This is a genomic window from Ruegeria sp. BHSA118 (genome assembly GCF_059613405.1).
In genome coordinates, this window is the sequence record NZ_JBXWSM010000134.1 from 1 (window position 1) to 3,096 (window position 3,096).

Consider the following 3,096-nt stretch of genomic DNA (forward strand, 5'->3'; position numbering starts at 1 on the left):
TCGACTGGCCACTGAGGGGGTAGAGCTTTTCGTAAACGGCAATGGCCTGCTCCATATCGCCGGCCTGTTCGTGAAACGCTGCCTGCACAAATAGCAGATCGGGGTTTTCGGGCAGGGCAATCAGTGCCTCGGCCAGGACATCCTGGGCTTTTTCGATATTGCCACGCTCGGCTTCCAGCATGTGAAGCGCGACCCATGCCCGTGTTATGTCAGGGCGCTCATCGCTGATCGCGCGATAAATCTGTTCGGCCTCGTCAAGTTCCCCTTCTTCCGCCAGCGCACGTGCCTTTACAAAGCGCAATGGCAGGGAATCCGGGGTTTCCGTAAGTTTCTGATCGATCCGGGCAAAGGCTTCTTCGTGTTTGTCCTGAGCCAGCATCAGTCGGATAACCGCGATATCAGCGGGCAAGCCGAATTGGGGATCTGCGGCCAATTCGTTGAGAAATTCCATCAGGTCGTCAGAGCGGTTCTGGGAGGCCAGCATGTATGCCCTGAGCTCGTTCGAAAGGCGTTGCGCGTCGGGGTCTGTCAGCGCTTCGAGCGACTTCAGAACAGTTTCCAGGCGGTCCCAGTCCTGCTGGCGCATATAGGTTTGGGCAAGCAGAGACAGCAGGTCCGGATTTTGCGGGCTTTTGCGCAAGGCATCCAGCAACACGCTCTGGGCGATTTCCAAGTCATTTTTTGACAGCAGATATTGACCATAGCGCGCAGCCTCGACTCCTGCGTTCTGGGACATCTCCGCAGCCAGAGCAAGCATTTCGCCCATCAGTTCGTGATCGCCGTTGCGCTCGTGAGCATTGGCCATAAGGGTCATCAATTGCGGATCTCGGGGGGTCTGGCTCAGGGCTTCGCGCAGCAGGATAATCGCATCACCGGTCTGATTATCCTCAATCAGCCAGGCAGCCTTGAACTTGAGCGCCCCCACCTGTTTCGGATCTTCTTCAAGAATCTTTTCGACCAAAGCACGGGCTTCTTCAGATTTTCCCTCACTGAACAGCATCCGGGCAAATTCTACTTCGTTTTCCCGGGTCTGCGCGGTTCGCTCTGCATCTGCCAGAAGATTGCGCATTTCAGCGAGCGCGGTTTGCGTGTCCCCGCTGTGAAATTTCAAAGTGGCCCGCCATGCGCGGAGCTTTGCGGCGTTTGTACTGTCCTGTGCGATGATTGCATCAATTTCGTTGATGGCGGCCTCGGGACCGCGATGGTCGTTCAGGAATGCAATAAGCCGTTGAGTTGGCATGTGATCTTCGGCCTGAGGGTCGATCTTCCCGCGCAGAATTTCTTCGGCCGCATCCAGCTCGTTCCAGTCGATGTAATGCTGAACCAGCATCGCCTCGACGCCCTCATCCTCGGGGTAGAGCTGAAGCATACCTTTGAGCTGCAAAGCTATCTCTTCGTGTTTGTTCTGAGCCTGTAGGGCACGCAGTCGGATCGCGTACAGATTGTCCTGCTTCGGCACTACGGCCAGTGCGGCATCAATCTCGTCGATCGCATCATCCCAGAGCTCGTTGCGGACAAGCCAGTCGATCACGATTTTCCGCGCGCTCATCAGATCGGGTTTTTGGTCGATCATTTCGCGTGCGGTCCGAATGATGGAATCCGTTCTGGCCACATCCCCGTTACGGATCGAGTCGGTATAGGCCAGGCTGTTATTGATGGACTCAACCTCTATATTGTCGGGTTCCAGTTCGGCGGCTATCGCACCGTGGCGCCTGACAGCGTCCCAGTTGCCCAAGTCAAACGCCATCTCGGCCAGTGCGAAGTGGCTTTCGAAATTGTCCGGGTATTGTTCGACCAACAACAGGTACTGGCCGAATGCGACTGGGATGTTCTCTCGATCACGCTCAAGCCGGGCATAGGTCAGGCGCGCCTCTTTGTGCTGGCCGTTCAGTTTGAAGACGTTGCGGAATTCGACCAGAGCGCGCTCGACGTCGCCCTCTTCCAGCAAGGCCAGCCCGGCCTGATAATGTTTCTCGGCCCGCTCTTCAGCGGTGTCACAGGCGCTCAGGAACAGGAACGCAGCGCATAGAAGCGATGCAAGACGTGGGAGACGAGAAAAGACGGACTGGTTCATGGGTAGGTTTCCACACGATCTGGGCGCAACAAGGATACAGCCATCCCAAAAGGCTGCAAAATGACCGTTTCAGCAACCGGTCCCGCGCAGAACCGCAAAAATTGTCCGAAACAGGATATGCATGTCCGTCTTGAGCGACATATCCTTCCAGTATTCCACATCATGCTGCGCGCGCTCGGCGAATGTCGAGTTGTTCCGGTTGGAGACCTGCCATGAGCCGGTAATGCCGGGGCGCATTCTGTAGTACATGTTGTTTGGATAAAGCTCTTTCTGGCAAACCATCATGGGGCGGGGGCCAACCACGGACATTTCGCCAACGAAAACATTCCAGAATTGCGGCAACTCATCCATCGAGGATTTGCGCAGGAATGTCCCGAACTTGATGATGCGCGGATCATTCCGCAGTTTCTGGTCGCGATTCCATTCCTCACGGGCTTCAGGGTTTTCTTTCAGATGTTCTTGCAGCACATTTTCGGCGTCATGCACCATTGTGCGTAGCTTGATCATCTTGAAGGCCTTGCCGTTCTTGCCCAGCCGTTCCTGCCGATAAAACGGAGTCACGCCCTGGAGGGCCAGAAATGCGGCCAGCATAAGAACAAAAGGCACAACGAAAGGTGCCGCGAGCAAAGCGAACGCAATGTCAAAAAGACGCTTGCCCACACTTCTGTACACCCCTCGATACGGCAACGGAGTGGATACAACAGAAATACCGGAGTAGCCCGCGCCAGCGTTGGCCACTTCTTTCGAATGACTTGTCACTATTTAAACCCCCAACACACACAATTACTCACGAACCACTCACCAAACTTACGAACCGAACACGCTCGACCTCAACCACGTATATTTAAAATCTTATATTTTTATACCACTTCGACCCTGCACTTACTCACTTGCGAGGCCGCTTTCCCGTATCCAACTGTTAACAAATTCCACCTGCCTTGCAAAACATTAATGCTGGTAAACGTGTTCTCTGGTCGCTGAATACAGGTGCTTTTTCACAGTATCGTAAAGCTGCGACCAGC

At 54.6% G+C, this 3,096-nt stretch carries 2 protein-coding genes; both read right to left on the bottom strand.

Annotated elements, in window-relative coordinates; all coding sequences use genetic code 11:
* Positions 1 to 2,074 (bottom strand): tetratricopeptide repeat protein (locus tag AC2FNN_RS21265; protein WP_496760468.1); only part of this gene is annotated, 2,074 nt, incomplete at its 3' end.
* Between the two features lie 69 nt (positions 2,075 to 2,143).
* A complete protein-coding gene (locus AC2FNN_RS21270; RefSeq protein ID WP_224859201.1) occupies positions 2,144 to 2,734 on the bottom strand; it encodes a sugar transferase in 591 nt (196 codons plus the stop codon).
* Between the last annotated feature and the right edge of the window lie 362 nt (positions 2,735 to 3,096).